General features: G+C 71.6%; 16 protein-coding genes. 3 read left to right on the top strand and 13 right to left on the bottom strand.

What is annotated here, in order from left to right; translation table 11 throughout:
• The first annotated feature begins 10 nt into the window (after positions 1–10).
• Both ACYVC6_RS05565 and ACYVC6_RS05560 read left to right on the top strand, forming a co-directional pair.
• Positions 11–877 carry a class I SAM-dependent methyltransferase gene (locus ACYVC6_RS05565; protein ID WP_460711807.1) on the top strand — a complete coding sequence of 289 codons (867 nt, stop codon included), beginning with the start codon at positions 11–13 and terminating at the stop codon, positions 875–877.
• 82 nt (positions 878–959) lie between these two features.
• Positions 960–2,555: a glycosyltransferase family 2 protein gene (locus ACYVC6_RS05560; protein ID WP_460711805.1), complete on the top strand. Its 1,596-nt coding sequence runs from the start codon at positions 960–962 to the stop codon at positions 2,553–2,555.
• Between the two features lie 34 nt (positions 2,556–2,589).
• On the opposite strand, the gene ACYVC6_RS05555 is transcribed toward ACYVC6_RS05560, so the two are convergent.
• From ACYVC6_RS05555 to ACYVC6_RS05510, 10 genes are all read right to left on the bottom strand, one after another.
• On the bottom strand, positions 2,590–4,296 hold the full coding sequence (locus ACYVC6_RS05555; RefSeq protein ID WP_460711803.1) for a glycosyltransferase family protein: 1,707 nt from the start codon (positions 4,294–4,296) through the stop codon (positions 2,590–2,592).
• Positions 4,293–5,339 carry a class I SAM-dependent methyltransferase gene (locus tag ACYVC6_RS05550; RefSeq protein ID WP_460711801.1) on the bottom strand — a complete coding sequence of 349 codons (1,047 nt, stop codon included), beginning with the start codon at positions 5,337–5,339 and terminating at the stop codon, positions 4,293–4,295. The genes ACYVC6_RS05555 and ACYVC6_RS05550 overlap by 4 nt, the downstream gene beginning before the upstream one ends.
• A gap of 64 nt (positions 5,340–5,403) precedes the next feature.
• Entirely contained in the window at positions 5,404–6,177 is a 774-nt protein-coding gene (locus ACYVC6_RS05545) for a type III pantothenate kinase (RefSeq protein WP_460711799.1), read from the bottom strand.
• A gap of 7 nt (positions 6,178–6,184) precedes the next feature.
• A complete protein-coding gene (gene nadC, locus ACYVC6_RS05540; RefSeq protein WP_460711797.1) occupies positions 6,185–7,090 on the bottom strand; it encodes a carboxylating nicotinate-nucleotide diphosphorylase in 906 nt (301 codons plus the stop codon).
• Positions 7,087–8,766, bottom strand: a complete 1,680-nt coding sequence (locus ACYVC6_RS05535; protein ID WP_460711795.1) for an L-aspartate oxidase — start codon at positions 8,764–8,766, stop codon at positions 7,087–7,089. Before ACYVC6_RS05535 ends, nadC begins: the two co-directional genes overlap by 4 nt.
• 9 nt (positions 8,767–8,775) lie before the next feature.
• Positions 8,776–9,195, bottom strand: a complete 420-nt coding sequence (panD, locus tag ACYVC6_RS05530) for an aspartate 1-decarboxylase (protein WP_460711793.1) — start codon at positions 9,193–9,195, stop codon at positions 8,776–8,778.
• Between the two features lie 2 nt (positions 9,196–9,197).
• Complete coding sequence (gene panC, locus ACYVC6_RS05525; RefSeq protein ID WP_460711791.1) at positions 9,198–10,067, bottom strand: pantoate--beta-alanine ligase; 870 nt, start codon at positions 10,065–10,067, stop codon at positions 9,198–9,200.
• The gene (locus ACYVC6_RS05520) at positions 10,064–10,969 is read right to left on the bottom strand and encodes a Rossmann-like and DUF2520 domain-containing protein (RefSeq protein ID WP_460711789.1); all 906 of its coding nucleotides are present in this window, start codon (positions 10,967–10,969) and stop codon (positions 10,064–10,066) included. The genes panC and ACYVC6_RS05520 overlap by 4 nt, the downstream gene beginning before the upstream one ends.
• A gap of 190 nt (positions 10,970–11,159) precedes the next feature.
• On the bottom strand, positions 11,160–12,086 hold the full coding sequence (locus ACYVC6_RS05515; RefSeq protein ID WP_460711787.1) for a hypothetical protein: 927 nt from the start codon (positions 12,084–12,086) through the stop codon (positions 11,160–11,162).
• Between the two features lie 7 nt (positions 12,087–12,093).
• A complete protein-coding gene (locus ACYVC6_RS05510; protein WP_460711785.1) occupies positions 12,094–13,203 on the bottom strand; it encodes a sulfotransferase family protein in 1,110 nt (369 codons plus the stop codon).
• Between the two features lie 35 nt (positions 13,204–13,238).
• On the opposite strand from ACYVC6_RS05510, the gene ACYVC6_RS05505 reads away from it, so the two are divergent.
• Positions 13,239–14,381 carry a glycosyltransferase gene (locus ACYVC6_RS05505; protein WP_460711783.1) on the top strand — a complete coding sequence of 381 codons (1,143 nt, stop codon included), beginning with the start codon at positions 13,239–13,241 and terminating at the stop codon, positions 14,379–14,381.
• 19 nt (positions 14,382–14,400) lie between these two features.
• Here the strand turns inward: ACYVC6_RS05505 and ACYVC6_RS05500 are convergent, their stop codons facing one another.
• From ACYVC6_RS05500 to ACYVC6_RS05490, 3 genes are read right to left on the bottom strand one after another with little or no spacing between them, the layout of a single operon-like run.
• The gene (locus ACYVC6_RS05500; RefSeq protein ID WP_460711781.1) at positions 14,401–15,567 is read right to left on the bottom strand and encodes a hypothetical protein; all 1,167 of its coding nucleotides are present in this window, start codon (positions 15,565–15,567) and stop codon (positions 14,401–14,403) included.
• Complete coding sequence (locus ACYVC6_RS05495; protein WP_460711779.1) at positions 15,564–16,196, bottom strand: class I SAM-dependent methyltransferase; 633 nt, start codon at positions 16,194–16,196, stop codon at positions 15,564–15,566. Before ACYVC6_RS05495 ends, ACYVC6_RS05500 begins: the two co-directional genes overlap by 4 nt.
• Complete coding sequence (locus ACYVC6_RS05490) at positions 16,197–17,315, bottom strand: GNAT family N-acetyltransferase (RefSeq protein ID WP_460711777.1); 1,119 nt, start codon at positions 17,313–17,315, stop codon at positions 16,197–16,199.
• Between the last annotated feature and the right edge of the window lie 7 nt (positions 17,316–17,322).

Genomic DNA, 17,322 nt, shown 5'->3' with positions numbered 1-17,322 from the left:
AACGATTCAGATGGAACACGTCGTCAACGAGAGCTATGTCGCCGGCGCCCCGCACCCCGACAACCTGGTCGGGTTGTTCCGCGACCGGTGGGTGTCGGCGCTACCCGGCCACGAGTCCGGCGACACCCCCCTGTTCGCGGACCCGCGCCTGGAATGGGCGATCGGCCAGGCCAACGGCGTACAGGGCAAGACCGTCCTGGAGCTCGGGCCGCTCGAGGGCGGCCACAGCTACATGTTGCAGAACGGCGGCGCCGCCGAGGTGACCTCGATCGAGGCCAACACCCTGTCCTACCTGAAGTGCCTGGTCGTGCAGCAGATCTACGGCCTGGACAAGGTCCGCTTCGAGCTGGGCAACTTCCTTCCATGGCTGGAGGAGCCCCGGAAGGGCGCCTACGACCTGGTGGTGGCGGCCGGGGTGCTCTACCACACCATCGACCCGGTGCGGGTCCTCGAACGCCTGGCCCAGCTGAGCCCTGAGCTCTACATCTGGACCCACTACATGGATCTCGGGGCGATGCCCGAGGCCGATGTCCGCTACCAGGCCGGCGTCGTCGGGGTCGAGAACGCCCGCTACCGGGGACTGGACTACCAGCTGTTCCGGAGGCGCTACCAAAGCGGCCCGACCGACGACCCCAAGTTCTGCGGCGGCGTGCACGAGAACCCCGCGTGGATCGAGAAGGGCACGATCAGGGCGGTGCTGGACCTGCACGGCTTCGATGTCGTCGTCGCCCACGACCACCTCGATCACCCGTCGGGTCCGGCCGCTTCCTTCTTCGCCCGCAAGCGGGGCTTGCGACGCCGGGTGGCTCGGGAAGGCGAGAAGGCTCGCGGCTCGGCCGCCCGGATCCGCCGTCGGCTCACGAACCTGGCGGGATAGCGCCCGTGCGGCGTGGGAACGCTCACGCGGCACCGCCCGCGACTGTGTCGCGTTGTCCTGGCCGGACTAGCATGGACGCTCAATGACTCCCGATCCCCCCGGGAAGCCGCCTCGCTTCTCCATCCTGACTGCGGTGTACAACCCTCCCCGCGCGGCTTTCGAGGACACCGTCGCGTCCGTGCTGGGCCAGGAGTACACCGGATGGGAGTGGATCCTCGTCGACGACCGCTCCCCCGACGAGTGGGTCCGGACCCGGTTGGCCGACCTCGCGGCCTCCGACCCCCGCATCCGGGTCCACGAACGGGCGACGAACGGCGGCATCGTGGCCGCGTCACGCGATGCCCTGGCTCGAGCTACGGGGGAGTTCGTCGCGCTGCTGGACCACGATGACGTCCTGGTGACCCGGGCACTGGAGGTGGTCGCCGAGCTCGCCGACCGAACGCCCGAGCTCGACTTCTGCTACAGCGACCAGGACTACATGACCATGGACGGTAAGGTCCACTCGCCCTACTACAAGCCAGACTGGTCACCCGAGCGGCTGCGCCACCACATGTACACCTCGCACTTCGCCGTGCTGAGGCGCAGCCTCGTCGAGGAGGTCGGCGGGTTCCGGGACGGCTACGACGGCTCGCAGGACCACGACCTGGTGCTACGGGTGACCGAGAAGGCTCGGGTCATCGAGCACATCCACGACGTGCTCTACCACTGGCGAGAGGTGCCCGGTTCGGCAGCCCGGAACGCCGATGCCAAGCCCTGGGCATGGGATGCGGGGGTCCGGGCGGTGCAGAGCCATCTGGACCGAGTCGGCATCAGCGCCACCGCCGAGAAGGGGTACGCCCAGGGCCTCTACTCCGTGCGCCGCCAACCCGACACCACCACGCCGGTGAGCATCATCATGCCGACGATCGGATCCTCGTCGATGGTTCGAGGCGAGCCGCGGGTCATGGTCCTCGAGACCGTGCGCTCGGTCCTTCGCAACACCCACGCACGCGACGTCGAGCTGATCATCGTCTATGACACCGCCACGCCCGACCACGTGCTCGAGGAGCTGCGGGGGCTGCCGCTCGGGTCCGTGCGCTTGAAGATGGTCGAGTTCACCAAGCCGTTCAACTTCAGCGAGAAATGCAACGTCGGGGCGCTCCACGCCAGCGGTCAGATCCTCGTCTTCCTCAACGACGACATGGAGGCGTACAGCGAGGGGGTGTTGGAACACCTGATCGTCCCGCTCTCCGAGCCCGACGTGGGCGCCGTCGGTCCCAAGCTGCTCTTCGAGGGCTCGCGGATCCAGCACGCCGGCGTGAGCTACGGCAGCGGCTCCATCGCGCACCTCTACTACAAGGTGCCCCACCCGGCGGCCTTCGGGTACCTGGGTGAGCTGTGGATCAACCGCGAGGTCAGCGCGCTCACAGGTGCGTGCCTTGCTGTGCGCCGCGAGGTCTTCGAGGAAGTTGGCGGCTTCACCGAGAACCTGCCGGTCAACTTCAACGACATCGACTTCTGCCTCAAGATCCGTCGGAGCGGCCTCCGGCTCGTCTGGCTGCACGACGTGGTGCTGCACCACTTCGAGTCGATCACGCGGGACAACCGGGTGCGGCTCTGGGAGGTGGACTGGATCTGCCAGCGGTGGGGTGACTTCGAGGAAGTGGTGCGTGAGGCCTACACGAACGGCGTGACCTAGGGCGTACGCCCGGCGCCGCTGGATCGGGAACGGCTCACATCAGCAACGCGCGGGAGCGCCGCTCGGCAGCTTCCTTCTTCTGCTTCGGCTTGGTGGCCTTGCCCGACTTGGCCTCCGACTCGAGCAGCTCGCGCTCGTTGCGGAGCATGAGCCTTTCGCCGTACTGCGGGAGGTAGCGGTCCAGCTCGGGGTTGTTCCATCGCATGTGGAAGCGGATCCGCTCCTCCTGCGCGACCGGATCGCGCTCCTCCTTCACGGGGAAGTGGCGCAGCAGCGCCGCCCGCACCCACAGCGTGCTCAGCCCGAGGAAGCCGACCTTGGCCGCCAGATCCGCGTTGTGGAAGGTCTCCAGCCGCTCGTTGATCCCGCCCACCGACTCGAACGTGCGTCTCGACATCGCCTGGCACTGCGGCAGCAGTGCGGAGCACTCCCGGTTGACCGCGAGGAGGTCCCCTCGCCGCGCCCCTTCGTCGATCACCGCCGGCAGGACCGGCTCGACCCGGTCGACGTAGACCGCCACCCCTGCGCCGAAGTGCACGCCACCCGCGGTCAAGACGCGGGGGCCCGTGAGGCCGACACCCTCCTCCAGGAGGGGCGCGACCAGCTGCGGCACGAAGTCCAGGTTGCCCGCCTCGACCCGCTCGTCGGCGATGATCACGAACTCGCCCTGGCTGCAGATGAAGCCTCGGTTGGCCATGGCCGCGAAGTGGAACTCGTTGTCGTAGGGCACCAGTCGTACGGCGGGCCCCAGCTCGCGGAGCTGTCCGATGGCCTCCGCAGGCGCCTCGTCGGTGTGGACGACGATGACCTCCACCTGGGCCGGCCCGGCGGTGCGCAGGAAGGACTCGGCGGCGGCCACCGCGTAGTGGCGCCGGTCACCCCAGGCGAGTCCGGAGGCGCCTTCCGACGGGATCACCACGGACACGGTGACCGCAGCGGGCAGCGTCCTGCTGATGGACACGGTCCCGGGAACCGCCCCCGCTTCCGCGATCGCGCCCCGACCGGTCCGGTCGAGGTGCTCCTGGACGGCGCGCACGCGAGCGGCGTCCGGCCCTTCGCCACCCGGCCCTTCGTCACCTCGCCCGCCGCCCGACTCACCGGCGACGCGCGAGCGATGCAGGAGCTCGGGTACCCGCGACCCGACCGACCCCGACTCGATCATCCGGAGCAGCAGGTCGAGCTCGTGGGCGCCGTCGAAACCCGGGCGGAACCCCCCCACGTCCGCGATCGTCCGGGTCCGGAGCAGGCACAGCCGTCCGGTGTAGTCCCTGCCCCGGAGGTGTTCGGGGGACCAGGCAGGCTTCCGGCGAAGCTCCAGCCGACCGTCGACACGACTGTGGATCACGACCTCGTCGGTGTAGACGATGTCGGCGTCAGGGAACCGCCGGAGGTGCCCCGCCAGGATCCCGACCGCCTCCGGCACCAGCTCAGCACCGGCATCGATGATCGCCACGAACTCGGCGCCGGCCAGGGCCACCATCTCCTGCAGTGGCTCAGCGGGGTCCTGGTGGTCCTGCACCGCGGCGGCGAGGTGGCGGATGCGGGGATCGTCGGCAGGCCTCGGCCGCTCGACGGCACGCACGATCACCTCCCAGCGCGAGACCGTCTGCGCCTGCAGGGATCGGAGCGTTCGCTGGACCTCTCCGGGACTCGCCTTCGACCCGTCGAGAACCAGGGACACGACCGGCTGGGACACGGCCGGCGGGGACACGGCCGGCAGGGGTTCAGCCTCGTGGCTCACGAGCCGGGTCCGCGGCCCAGCTTCTGGCGCCAGCCGGTCGGGGGATCCTCCGCCTGGGGTCCGCCGAGCTGCTCCTGGAGCCGACGGACCTGCTTGTTGAGCTGCTTGATCCGTTCGTTCTTGAGCCTGAGGCGCTTCGAGGCGCCGCGCAACTTTCGCTCCGCGGTCTCGGTGGCGAACTGGGCGGACGCCGCGCTGGCCTCCAGGCCGATGATGTGGTCACGGACGGTCAGTAGCCGGTGCCGCTCCTCCAGGTCCGCGAGCGCGCGCTCGGTGTGGGAGTCGACCGACCGCGCCTCCTGGGTGGGGACGGCGAGACTGAGCCGCACGGAGGAGGGGTCGTGCACCTCACCGTCCAGGGCCGGCCGAGCCGCCACGATGAACTGGTAGACGAGGGCGTCCGGTTGGTCGCGGACCCACTCGATGACCGGAGACGGCAGCCGCTGGTCGATCACCTCGACCTCGGTGGCCAGTGGGTCGAGCGCGGTGGCGCGAAGCTCCTCGACGACGAACCCCGCGTTTGCGAAGAGGCCGAGCACGCCCGCTCGGTCGAAGAACCGCAGGTGGCCCTCGTCCAGCAGGCCGGTCTCGGTGTAGTTCCAGCGCCCCTGCAGGAGGGCGAGCCGTACGGAACCGTGGGTGATGTTGGGGATCGACGCGACCACCCGCCCACCGGGAGCGAGGAGAGTCGAGACGTCCGCCAGCACCCGCCCCGGGTCACGCAGGTGCTCGAGGACGTCTGCGAGCACAACGACGTCGAAGCTGCCGGCCGAGAAGTGCTCGCTGGGGAGGGAGGTGTCCAGGTCGGCGACGACGACCTCGTCGAGGACCGAGCGCGCCTTGTCGGCGGCCTCCGGGTCGACCTCCAGCCCGCTCACCCGACACCCCTGCGTCATCAGCGCGCGCCCGAGGTCGCCCGCCCAGCAGCCGAGGTCGAGGACACGCTTGTCCTGTCCGATCAGGCTGGCGACCTGGGTGTGGCTGGTGTTGGGGCTGCCCTCGAGATCGATGTCGACCTCGTAGTGCGAAAGGTCGTTGTTCACGCAGCTCCTCAAGAATCTGTGGTCAGCGGATCCACCATAACCGAGAGCGCTGCCGCCGCCCCCTTCACGAGTTGCGCTCGAAAACCAGCTCCAGCCCGCGCAGGGTGAGCGACGGCGACGAGTCGGTGAAGCAGCGACACTCGTCGACGACGAGCGAGGCCAGGTAGCCCGTCGCGATCACCCGCACGCCGGCCGGGTCCGCGCCGAGCTCGCCGATCATCCGCGCGACGATGCCCTCGACCTGGCTGGCGACGCCGAAGACCAGGCCTGACTGGAGGGCCTCGACGGTGTTCTTGGCGATGACCGTCCGCGGCCGCACCAGCTCGACCTCACGCAGCTGGGCACCTCGACGACCCAGCGCGGCGAGGGAGAGCTCGATGCCGGGGCTGATCGCCCCACCGACATACTGACCTTGCGCGCTGACCACGTCGAACGTGGTCGCGGTGCCGCCGAAGTCCACCACGATGGCCGGGCCGCCGAAGTCGGTGGCGGCGGCCAGTGCGTTGAGGATGCGGTCTGAGCCGACCTCGCGCGGATTGTCCATCAGCACCGGCACGCCCGTGCGGACCCCTGGCTCGACGACGACGGCCGTGACTCCCGGGAAGTGCCGGGCGAGCATGTCCCGCCACTCGTGCAGCACGGCAGGGACGGTCGCACAGACGGCGATGCCGTCGACCCGGGCCAGCGCGTCGCCGACCAGTCCGCGGATCACGATGGCCCACTCGTCCGAGGTTCGGCGCTCGTCGGTGGAGACCCGCCATTCCGCCTCGACGACGCCGCCCTGGATCAGTCCGAGCACCGTGTGGCTGTTGCCGATGTCGGCCGCGAGCAGGGTCATGGCAGCGTCATTCGTCGAGGTCCAGTCCGAGGTCGAAGACGTTCACGGAATGGGTCAATGCGCCGACGGAGATGAAGTCCACGCCGGTCTCGGCCACCTCGCGGGCGCGGTCCAGCGTCAGGCCGCCGGACGCCTCGAGGGTGGCCCGGCCGGCGGTGACGGCCACCGCCTCGGCCATGGTGGGGCAGTCCATGTTGTCGAGCAGGATCTCGGTGCAGCCCGCGTCGAGCAGCTCGCGCAGCTGGTCGAGATCGGTCACCTCGACCTCGACCCGCATCCCGGGGTTGGCCGCGACGACCGCACGGTAGGCCGCGACGACTCCCCCGGCCGCGACGACGTGGTTGTCCTTCACCATCGCCCGGTCCACCAGGCTGAACCGGTGGTTGACACCCCCGCCGCAGCGGACGGCGTACTTCTGCAGCGCCCGCCAGCCGGGGAGCGTCTTGCGGGTGTCGAGCACCCTGGCCCGGGTGCCCTCGAGGGCCGCGACCCACTGCGACGTGGCGGTCGCGATGCCGGAGAGGTGGCAGGCGAAGTTGAGCGCCGTGCGCTCGGCGGTGAGCAGGCCGGCCAGCGGAGCCTCGACGCGCAGCACGCTGTCGCCCGCGGCCACCGCGGTGCCGTCGGGGAGGCGATCGGTGATCTCGGCCTCGTCGCCCAGGGCATAGGCGAAGGCGAGCTCGGCGATCACGAGCCCCGCGACCACGCCGGCCTCGCGCGAGACGAACCCTCCGGCGCCGCGCCCCTGGTCGGGGACCGCGGCACTCGTGACGTCGTCGGCACCGCCCGGCAGGTCCTCCTCGAAGGCGTCCGCGACCATCGCATGGACTCGCTCCGGGTCGAGCCCCGCCGCCGCCAGCTCGGCGGTGAGGGTGACGGGCAGGTCGTCGTAGGGCGTCCGCGCGATCGTCATGGCGCGGCGAGCAGGTCGGTCGCGGGGGCCGGCACGAAGACGCAGCTCGTCGCTCCGTCTTGCATGGTCACGTCGAAATGGCCGGACCAGCATGCGTCGTCGCGGTCGGGGAAGTCCTCGCGCCAGTGCGAGCCGCGGGTCTCCTCCCGTAACAGCGCGGCATCGGTCAACGCCCCCGACACGGTGACGAGGTTGGTCGTCTCCCACGAGTCCAGGTCGACCGCCTCGGCGGGGACGCCGGCGAGCTTGTCGAGCAGGGCACCAGCCTCCTCGAGCCCCGTGGCGCTGCGGAGGACCCCCACGCGGGAGGTCATGACCTCCTGCAGCTCGCGGCGGGTGTGGCCGGCCACCAGACCGGCGGTGCGGGTGTCCTGGGCCGGTTCGGCCCACGGCCGCAGCTCGGCCGGCAGCACGGTGGCGATCCTCCGGGAGAAGACCAGGCCCTCGAGCAGCGAGTTGGAGGCGAGCCGGTTGGCGCCGTGCACACCCGAGCAGGCCGCCTCACCGGTGGCGTAGAGGCCCGGGACGTCGCTGCGTCCCCAGAGGTCGGTGCGGATGCCGCCGCTAGCGTAGTGGCAGGCGGGTGCGACCGGGATCAGCTCGGTCACCGGGTCGACGCCGTGGGAGCGGGCAGTGGCCAGGATGGTCGGGAACCGGCGTTCCCAGAACTCCCTGCCCAAGTGTCGGGCGTCGAGCCACATGTGCGGACGGCCGGTCTCGATCATTCGGCGCATGATCGCCTTGGCGACGACGTCGCGTGGAGCCAGGTCGGCGAGCTCGTGCTGGCCCTGCATGAACCTCGTGCCCCCCTCCTCGGGCAGGCCGTCCACCAGGAAGGCGCCCTCCCCGCGGACCGCCTCGGAGATGAGCGGCTGCTGCCCGGTGGAGTCCGGGCCGAGGTACATGACCGTGGGGTGGAACTGGACGAACTCGAGGTCGCGCAGGGTCGCCCCGGCCCGGAGCGCCAGCGCCAGGCCGTCACCGGTCGAGACGGCCGGGTTGGTGGTCTGGGAGAAGACCTGGCCGAAGCCGCCGCTGGCGACGACGACCGCGCGGCAGTGCACGGCTCCGACCCCGTCGCGCTCGCCCTCGCCGATGACGTGCAGGGTGACGCCGGCGACCCCGCCGTCGGCGGCCAGCAGCAGATCGACCGCGAGGGCGTGCTGGACCACCTCGATCTCAGGCGCTCGCTCGACCGCGGCGATCAGGGCCCGCTGGATCTCGGCCCCTGTCGCGTCGCCACCGGCGTGCGCGATCCGGTCGCGGTGATGGCCTCCCTCCCGGGTCAGGGAGAGAACTCCCTCGGGACTGTGGTCGAAGCGGGTGCCGAGCGCGATGAGCTCGTGCACGGCCTCGGGCCCCTCGCGGACCAGGGCCCGCACGGCGTCCAGGTCGCAGGCCCCTGCGCCGGCGACGAGGGTGTCGTGCTCGTGCTGCTCCGGGGTGTCCCCCGGCCCGAGCGCGGCTGCGATCCCGCCCTGGGCCCACTGGGTCGAGCCCGCGGCCAGGACGTCCTTGGTGACGACCAGCACCTTGTCCACGTGCCCGACCAGCCGCAGCGCGGCGGTCAGGCCGGCGATGCCGGAGCCGACGACCACGACGTCAGCGGTAGTGGTCCAGCCAGGAGCAGGTGCCGTGAGCCGGCCGGGCACCCGACGGGATGTCGTCGTTGACATCCCGTGAGGCTAGTGGTTGGAGGTGATGTCGCCGCGGACGAGTCCAGGATCCGCGAAGGTCTCGGCCGGGTCGAAGCCCGTGGCCAGGATCTTGTTGTCGGCGTCGACGAACACGACGTGCGGCTTGAGCTCCCTGGCCTCGGCGGTGTCCATCTGGCCGTAGCCGATGAGGATCACGATGTCGCCGGGGTGGACCAAGCGGGCCGCGGCCCCGTTGATCCCGATGACACCGCTGCCGCGCTCGCCGGCGATCGTGTAGGTCTCGAGGCGCGCCCCGTTGGTCACGTCGACGATGTGGACGAGCTCTCCCGGCAGCAGGTCAGCGGCGTCGAGGAGGTCCTCGTCGACGGTCACCGAGCCGACGTAGTGCAGGTCCGCCTGGGTCACGGTGGCCCGGTGGATCTTGCTCTTCATCATGGTGCGCAGCATTGCTAGATCCCTCCGAGGGTGAGTGGTGCGTTGTCGATCAGGCGGGTCGAGCCGAACCTGGCCGCGACCAGGATCCGCGCCTCGCTGCCGGGTGGCACGTCGTCCGGCAGGGTGCTGAGGTCGGGGGCGGTCACGACCAGGTAGTCGACGTCGACCGCGGCGGCGCTGCCCAGTTCGGCTCGGGCCGCGCCCAGCGCCCGCTCGGCGCCGTGGGCCGCGGCCGCCTGGGAGGCCAGCAGCGCCCGGTGCAGCACGGCGGCCTCGGCCCGCTGGTGTTGGTCGAGGTAGCGGTTGCGGCTGGACAGCGCCAACCCGTCGGGCTCGCGCTGGGTCTCGGCGCCCACGATCTCGACCGGCAGGCACAGGTCGGCCACCATCTGCCGGATCAGCACCAGCTGCTGGTAGTCCTTCTGTCCGAACACCGCCACGTCGGGCCGCACCAGGCCGAACAGCTTGGCCACGACGGTGAGCACGCCGCGGAAGTGGCCAGGCCTGATCTCGCCCTCGAGCACGGTGGCCAGCGGCCCGGGCTCGACCGTCACCGACGGCTGGTCCGGCCAGGACGGGTAGACCTCCTCGACGGAAGGCGCGAACACGATGTCGACACCCTCCTGCTCGCAGACCTTGAGGTCGAGCTCGAGGGTCCGCGGGTAGCGGTCCAGGTCCTCCCCTGCGCCGAACTGCAGCGGGTTGACGAACACCGACGCGACCACCGGTCCCGCGCCGACCTGGTCGCGGGCGACGCGCATCAGGCTGGCATGCCCGTCGTGCAGCGCGCCCATGGTCGGGACGAACCCGACCCGGCCGCCGCCGGCGCCGCGGAGCAGGCCGGCCAGCTCCGCGCGGGTGTGCGCGAGGGCAGGGGCGGTCATCGGACCTCGCGGGCCTCGGGGGCCGTCCGGACGGTCGTGCCGGTCTCGGCGGCGTCGAGGACCTCGAGGATGCGCCGCGCCCGGATGGGCAGCACCCGGCCGTCGGTCACGGCCCGCCCGAGGGAGGCGCGGGCGAGTGCGACGTAGGACGCGACCGACTGCGGGGCGTTGGCGCGCAGGTCCTCCAGGTGCGCCCGCACGGTGCCTACGTCACCACGGACGATCGGTCCGGTGAGCGCGGCGTCGCCCTGGTCGAGGGCGTTGTCGAGGGCCGCGGTCAGCAGCGGACGCAGCGTCGCGGCCGGGTCGGCGACCCCGGAGGCCGACAGGACCTCCATGGCCTCGGTGACCAGGGTGACCAGGTGGTTGGCGCCGTGGGCGAGGCCGGCGTGGTAGAGCGTGCGCATCTCCTCCGGCACCCAGTTGGGACGCCCACCGAGGTCGGCGACGAGGGACTCGGCGAGCTCGCGCTCGCCAGGGCCCGCGGTGAGTCCGAAGACCGTGCCCGGCAGGCGGTCGAGGTCGACGTCGGTGCCGGTGAAGGTCATCGCGGGATGGATCGCGAGGACTCGGGCACCGACCTCACGGGCGGGTGCGAGGACGGCCAGGCCGTGCCGGCCGGAGGTGTGGGCGACGTACTGGCCCTCACGTATCGCACCGCTGGCGGCCAGCATCGTGACGACGTTGTCGAGCATGTCGTCAGGGACGGTGAGCAGCAGCAGGTCGCTGGCCCGCGCGACATCGGTCGGCTTCAGGACCGCAACCCCGGGAAGCAGCGTCTCGATCCGGGAGCGCGAGGCGTCCGACTCGCCGGCGGCGGCCACGATCTCGTGGCCCGCCCGGCGGAGCGCGGCGGCCAGGACGGCACCGACGCGTCCGGCGCCGACGACGCCCACCCTCATGCGGGACGGCACAGCGTGAGTCATCTGAACCCTTTCGTTCCCGTCCCTCCGACCACCTCGTCTCCCGCTCGGGAGGCCGAGGCCGGTGTGGGTACCGGACTACTGGCGTGTTCAACGTCAACGGTACGCAGATGTTCCGCCCACGTAACCCGCCGGCGAGGTGACGTACGACTCACCTCGGGCTGCCGGGTCAGGCCAGGCCGACCTGCAACGGCCGCGGGGCGCGCGGCAGCCAGTCATGGGTCACGTGGTCGACGATGTGGACCCCCTCGGGCGCCTCGATCTCGTGCACCCCCGGGAGCACCTCGCCGCGCTGAAGCGCGTTGTAGACCGTCCACTCCCGGCGCTTGCGCTTGTTGCGGTAGGAGGTGGCGAACGACTCCGGGTCGGTCCAGTGGGCGAACTCGTCGCCGTCGAGGTACTTCAGCTCCACGCACAGGCCGTGCGGCAGGCCGATCGAGCGCACCGGGTCGGGTGTGGTGCGGATCTCCCACTCGAAGGCCTTGGTGAACACGAAGTCCGGCCCGATCGGGAAGCCCCACTCCTCGGCGTTGCGCAGACCGAGGTCGAGGTAGCCCTTGCGGTCGCTCTCCAGGTAGAGGCCGTGCCGCGGCACCCGGATGATCGACTGCACGCCCGGCACGCCGCTGGCCACCTGCCAGCCGAGGTCGGCGATCGACACCTCGCCCTCGGTCGTGAGCACCATGTCGCCGTCCCACTTCCACGAGTAGCGGGTGCCGACCTGGGCGAAGCACCAGTTGTAGAAGTAGGCCAGCGAGTGCACGGAGCGCTCGTGGACCGCCAGGTGCTCGGCGCCGGCCCGGGCGACGGAGAACGGGTACGCCGCCTGGGAGAGCTTGTGAGCGAGGCCGGCCCGCTCCGCGGTCTCGGCGGTCACCTCCGGCGTGCCGTCGGTGGAGCCGTTGTCGACCACCAGGACGTGGTCGCAGGCGCGGAGCAACGGAGGGAGCACGAACGGCAGCGAGCGGGCCTCGTCCTTCACCCGGAGCACCGCGGTCGTCCCGGCGCGCAGGCCCTCGGGACGGGTCCACGGCCAGACGATGTCGAACTCGGCGTGCCCCTCGAGGTTGGTCAGACCGGTTCCCGCAGCCGTCATCGGACGGTCACTGCTGCTCGGGCCGCTCGCGGCCCGCCACCTTGCGCAGACCGCGGCGCACGGACGGCGGGACCGCAGCCCGTACGCCGTGCGGCAGCCGATCGACTCCGCGGCGCTCCACGGGGGCCGGCGGCCCGGGCTTGGCCTGGCGCTTCAGCCGCTGCTCGGCGGCCACGACCGAGGAGCGCGAGATCGCCGCGGACTCCTCGTAGAGGTCGACGTACGCCTCGCGGAGCTCGTCGAGCGCAGCGTGCACCGCGGGTGTGTCGCCGCCGGGGTCTGCGAGCTTGTTGAGCTCGTCCCAGGTGGCGGCGGTCAGGTCGTGCAGCCGCGTGGGGAGCTCGAGGTCCTCGAGGGTCTGCTGCATCCGGCGCAGGCCGGGGTCGACGAACCGGTGCCCGTCGCGGATCTGCTCGCTGTCGCAGTGCAGGACGTGCTGCAGCTGGAGGGTCTCGGCGACATGCATGGTCGTCTTGACCCAGTCGTCGAGCAGGTCGCCGTAGCGGACGAACACCCGGCCGCCGTCGGCCACCGACTCCCGGGTCGCCCGTTCGGTGTGCAGCAGCATGTTGAGCCACGACGCGACCAGGTGGGCCGAGCCCAGCTTGTTGGCGTAGTAGGTCTGCTTGCTCCCCACCACCTCCGCCGGCGGGCGCAGCATGGTGGCGAAGACCGGCGTCGCCCCTGTCCGGATCGCGGCCACCCGCCAGAGGCCGAGGAACCAGCTGAGCCGCGGGTCCTTCACGACCAGCTCGGGGTTGACCGCGAAATGCCCCTCCAGCCACTCGGCGGTCCTGATCCGCTCGGGCTCGCGCGTGGAGACCCGGCCGGTCTCGAACCACGCCTCGGGCCGGGCGTCGCTGACCTGGACCAGGGCCTCCTTGAGCAGCCGGTCGTGGTGGTCGACCACCCAGCGCGGCTCGCCGAACCCCTTGGGGTTGGTCTCGTCGGCGTCGACCTCCGGCTGCGGCACGTGCAACCCCAGGATCCGCATCAGGCCGGCCATCGTGCTGGTGCCGCTGCGGCCGGCACCGGCCACGAAGAGCACCTTGCGCGGGTAGGACCCGCTGTCGATCAGCGCGTCCTCGTTGGCAGGTTCACCGGCCGGGTTGCTCACGGGTGAGAACACTATCTGTCACTACGGTGGGGCCCATGGTCTTCGGTCGGCGACGCGGCCCCGACCCGCTCCTCGGGATCGTGGTCCCCGCCTACGACGTCGCCGACTACCTGCCCGCGTGCCTGGACTCGATCCTCGCCCAGACGCACGAGCGGCTCGACGTCGTGGTGGTCGACGACGGGTCACCCGACGACTCGGGCGACATCGCCGAGCACTACGCCGCCCATGACCCGCGAGTCCGGGTCGTGCACACCGACAACCGCGGCCTGGGCGCCGCCCGCAACGAGGGGCTGCGGCACGTCCGCGGCGACTACGTCGGGTTCGCCGACTCCGACGACGTCGTCCCGCCGACGGCGTACGCCGCCCTGGTCGGCGCTCTGGAACGCAGCGGCTCCGACCTCGCGACCGGCTCGATCGTCCGTTGGGAGGGTGACGCGCTCACCGAGCCGCCATGGATGCGGCGGCTGCACAACCCGCCGCGCACCGACCTGAGCCTCCTCGACCACCCCGAGCTGCTCGGCGACGTCTTCGCCTGGAACAAGGTGTACCGGCGCTCCTTCTGGGACGACACCGGGCTCGCGTGGCCCGAGGGCGTCCGCTACGAGGACCAGCCCACGACGACGCGAGCGTTCCTGGCCGCCGACGGGGTCGACGTGCTGGCCGAGGTCGTCTACCACTGGCGGATCCGGCACGACGGCACGTCGATCACCCAGCAGCGCGCCTCGCTGCGCGACCTGGAGGACCGGTTCGCGACCAAGCAGATGGCCCTGGCCAGCGTCGACGCCTACGTCGCGGGCAGCACCGACCCACGGGCCGCCGAGCTGCGCCAGGTCTTCGTCGACCGTGTGCTGGCCGGCGACCTGCACCGCTACTTCGCGGAGATCCCGGGCTGCGACGACGCCTGGTGGGAGCTGCTCCGCAGCGGTCTCGCCCGCCTGTTCGGCGACCGGTCGCTGACCCACAGCGGCCTCACCCCCGCGCACCGGCTGATCGGCTGGCTCGTGGAGCAGGGCCGCCGCGAGGACGCCGCCGCCGCGGTGACCTACGTGACCTCGCTGGGCCGTCCACTGGACCGGGTGCCGAGCCCCGACGGGGCCCGGATCGACGTCCCCGTCCTCGACCTCTCGACCGTCGACCCCGCCGCGCTGGTCCTGCGCGACCACGAGATCCGGGTGTGACGCCCGCTGCTGGTCACCACTAGCGCCGCGCGCGCCTGACCAGCTGGCTCTCCATCGCCGCGACCACCATCGCCGTCTCGGTGTCCGACCGCCCCCCGCGGCGGCCGCCGCGCAGGACGTACCAGGCGATGGTCGCGACGGTGGCGATGAGCACGAACGTCCCGAACAGACCGCGCACGACACTGGCCAGCTCGAGCGTGTCGGCGGTCGCGAAGTCGATGATCAGCATCGCGCTCTGCAGCACCGTGACGACGGTGAACCCGAACAGGATGTTGTTGCGTCTGGCGTCGGACTCCGCCGAGACCCGCTCGGCGTGGAGCCGGATGAGGTTCTGGACGCTCTCGGCCCGGTCGATGAGCATCCGGCGCGAGTCGTCCATCCGCCACACGGTCGCGGCCGCGAGGTAGACCCGGATGGAGGCGTTGTCGAGGTGCCGGCGGCGCTCGTCGAGCGCCAGCGACATCATCGCGATCTCGCCGGTGAGCTCGTACGCGCGGTCCAGTGCGGTGAGCAGGTCGGCGCCCTCGGAGGTCGAGGTGATCAGCGAGTCCGCCAGTCGCCGGCTGAGCTCGTCGACCATCAGCCACTCCTCGGTGGCGGCGGTCAGTCCCTCGAGGACCTCCTCGATCGCGTCCGCGGGCTCCTCCCCGACGCTCCAGCGCACCGAGGTGAACCCGTTGGCGACGCGCCCCTCGACGTCCTCGCTGACGTGGAACGGCTCGCCGAACAGCCGGAGCGCCCGCGGCTGGTCCTCTTCGGCAAGCAGGAGGATCCGGTGGAACCAGAGCGGGGTCCCGACGGCGAAGACGCCGTCGTCGGCGTCGGCGGCGTCGTAGCCCTGCTTGGCGGCCTCCTGCTCGGCGAACTCCGCGATGATCGGCTCGATCTCGGCCAGCAGGAGCTCCTCGCGCACGTGCAGCGCGTCGCGGTCGGCGGCCTCGACCCGCAGGACGGCCGAGCCGTAGCCCAGCTCGCCGACCCGCAGGACCAGCGATGTCCCGCCCGCCAGGGTGGCCCGGCGCACCTCGTGCTGGCCCTCGAAGCGCTGCACGAACGAGCGGTGCCGGTCGAAGGCCAGCCGCGAGCCGGCGCCGGCCATCACCTTCGACGCCTCGTGGATGGTGCTGGCCAGCCGGGGGCGCCCGGGGAGGATGAAGGGCGCGAACAGGATGGCTTCCAACGTCACTCCGGGTAGAAGACGGACCAGTCACCCGAGCCGGCTCGGCCGGCGATGCCCCGCCACGAGCCACCGAGCTGTACGAGGAGGGTATCCGGCTCGACGTACAGCGGCGTGTGCGGACCGAACGAGGAGCACCAGAGGATCCGTCCTCCCGGTCGCAGGACCCGCGTGAACTCACCGAGGTGCGGGACGGCGTTCAGACCGACGACCAGGTCCACCGAGGCGTCCCGCAGCGGCAGCCGCCGTACGTCGCACACCATCCGTGGCGCCGGCTCCGGCGGCGCGAGCGCCATCATCGCCAGATTGAGGTCGCTGGTGACGACCCGCTCGCACACCTCCGCGAGCAGGGCCGTGGCCTGCCCGGTGCCCGCACCGACCTCGAGCGTCAGCCCACCACGCGGGCAATGCTCGAGACCGTCGACGACCGAGCGCAGGTATGCCGGCTGGGTGTCGGCCCACTCCGACCAGATCGCCGCCTGCCGCGCGTACTCCTCCTGCAGCCCGGACCAGGCACCCAGGTCGTCGGGGTCGGCCAGGAGACGGTCCAGCATGCGCCGACTCGCGTGGCTCGACCCGTGGAGCTGGTCGTCCTCGGCCACGTCGTCGGCGTCGTCGAGCCACCGCACCGTCGCCACCTACGCGACGATACCCACCACGTCTCGGTGCCAGGACTCGGTCACATAGGACGTCGTCCAGCCCATGGAGAGGTAGAGCTGGTCGGCGCCCGTCGAGGAGTCCGCGTCGACCTCGAGCCCCACCTTGTCCCGGCCCCGGGACGCCGCATCGGCGATCACCGTGCGCAGCAGGCCCTTGGCCACGCCGCGCCCGCGGGCCGCCTCGACCACCCCGATGTAGGCGACATAGGAGCCGGTGCCGGACTCGGTCGCGACGAGCGCACCCACGGGTGTCCCCCGCTCGTCGAGGTCGGGCTCGTCGAGCTCGGCGACCCACCAGTGGTCCCAGCGGTGGCCGGGGTCCACGCGGAGCCGGTGCACGAACTCGTCGAAGGTCTCCGGCTTGGAGTTGAAGTGGTCGGTGAACGCCGCCTCGAGCACGTCGTGCACGTCGCGCAGGTCGTCCTCGACGGGCATCCCGTCGTCCTCGCGACGCCGGACGAGCCGGAAGGTCACGCCGCGGTCGGACCACCGCTCCGGCGACGCGACCAGCGCGGCCTCCTCGGGGCTCACCGACCGCGACATCTGCCACCAGGTGCGCACCCGCTCGAACCCCGACGCGGCCAGCCAGCGGTGCTGGCGCTCGTCGTCGGCATAGGCGCCCGTGTCGATCTGCTGGACCGCGAGGCCCCGCGCCGCCCCGACCTCTCGGGCCTGGCCGACCGCCCACTCCACGAGGACGTCGGAGCACGCCCTGCCCACCGGCTCGGACAGGTCACGGTCGACCACGTGGACGAAAAGCATCCGCCCGACCGCGCGGTCGTGCACGCTCCCCCATGCCCGGATCAGCGAGGTCTCGTCGCGGATCACGGCGTTCTGCCGGGTCAGCAGCCCGGTGCCGGAGATCTCGACGAGCACGTCGTCGCGCCCGGCTCCCGGCCAGCCGCGGCCGTGGCGCTCGTGCTCGCGCAGGAGCAGGGTCAGACGGTCGACGTCCGGTCCCTCGGCGGCAGGCACGTCGACGGTCCACCCCGCGGGCAGGCCCGGGACGTCGTCGGGGTCGACCAGCTCCTCGGGATCGGGCTCGAACCGCGACTCCCCAGACAGCGACTCCCCAGACAGCGACTCCTCAGACAGCACGGACCCG

The sequence above is a fragment of the Nocardioides dilutus genome (assembly GCF_054779555.1).
The sequence above is the reverse complement of the archived record's forward strand: the minus strand, read 5'-3'. Positions and strand labels throughout refer to the sequence as shown.